Origin of the sequence: Shewanella sp. CAL98-MNA-CIBAN-0140 (genome assembly GCF_040309905.1) — a bacterium.
Classification (GTDB): Bacteria; Pseudomonadota; Gammaproteobacteria; order Enterobacterales; family Shewanellaceae; genus Shewanella; species Shewanella psychromarinicola.
Window position 1 is genome coordinate 1 of sequence record NZ_JBEOPI010000081.1, and the last position, 1,509, is coordinate 1,509.

Here is a 1,509-nt window from a genome sequence, read left to right on the forward strand (position 1 = left end):
CCCGGATTTGCCTAAGAATACAACCTACCACCTTAAACGCGGACTACCAACGCCGCGCTAGCCTAGCCTTCTCCGTCTCTCCATCGCAGTTAGTGAAGGTACAGAAATATTAATCTGTTTCCCATCGATTACGCCTTTCGGCCTCACCTTAGGGGTCGACTCACCCTGCCCCGATTAACGTTGGACAGGAACCCTTGGTCTTTCGGCGAGGGAGTTTTTCACTCCCTTTATCGTTACTCATGTCAGCATTCGCACTTCTGATACGTCCAGTGTGGGTTACCCCTTCACCTTCAACCGCTTACAGAACGCTCCTCTACCGCGCACTTCTAATGAAATGCACCCGTAGCTTCGGTGGTATGTTTAGCCCCGTTAAATCTTCCGCGCAGGCCGACTCGACTAGTGAGCTATTACGCTTTCTTTAAATGATGGCTGCTTCTAAGCCAACATCCTAGCTGTCTGAGCCTTCCCACATCGTTTCCCACTTAACATACACTTTGGGACCTTAGCTGACGGTCTGGGTTGTTTCCCTTTTGACAACGGACGTTAGCACCCGCTGTCTGTCTCCCGAGTAGTACTCATTGGTATTCGGAGTTTGCAAAGGGTTGGTAAGTCGGGATGACCCCCTAGCCTTAACAGTGCTCTACCCCCAATGGTATTCGCTCGAGGCGCTACCTAAATAGCTTTCGAGGAGAACCAGATATCTCCGAGTTTGATTGGCCTTTCACCCCCAGCCACAAGTCATCCGCTCATTTTTCAACATAAGTCGGTTCGGTCCTCCAGTTGATGTTACTCAACCTTCAACCTGCCCATGGCTAGATCACTCGGTTTCGGGTCTACACCTTGCAACTAAACGCGCAGTTAACACTCGGTTTCCCTACGGCTCCGCTATTCGCTTAACCTCGCTACAAAATGTAAGTCGCTGACCCATTATACAAAAGGTACGCAGTCACGGTCTCAAGAACCGCTCCCACTGCTTGTACGTACACGGTTTCAGGTTCTATTTCACTCCCCTCACAGGGGTTCTTTTCGCCTTTCCCTCACGGTACTGGTTCACTATCGGTCAGTCAGGAGTATTTAGCCTTGGAGGATGGTCCCCCCATATTCAAACAGGATGTCACGTGTCCCGCCTTACTCGTTTTCATCTACGGTTAGTTTTCATGTACGGGGCTATCACCCTGTGCCGCTGTGCTTTCCAACACATTCCACTAACACCCCATAGACTTAAGGGCTAATCCCCGTTCGCTCGCCGCTACTAGGGGAATCTCGGTTGATTTCTTTTCCTCTGGGTACTTAGATGTTTCAGTTCCCCAGGTTCGCCTCATAACGCTATGTATTCACGTTATGATGACCACTTATGTGGCCGGGTTTCCCCATTCGGATATCGTTAGCTCAAATGCTTATTACTAGCTCGCCAACGCTTTTCGCAAGTTATTACGTCCTTCATCGCCTCTGACTGCCAAGGCATCCACCGTATACGCTTGGTCACTTAACCATACAACCCAAATGAGT

The 1,509-nt window shown here is 49.9% G+C and carries 1 rRNA gene; it reads right to left on the reverse strand.

Features of this window, described 5'->3' with window-relative positions:
* A 23S ribosomal RNA gene (locus tag AAEY93_RS20210) occupies positions 1-1,492 on the reverse strand; the annotation flags it as partial.
* Between the last annotated feature and the right edge of the window lie 17 nt (positions 1,493-1,509).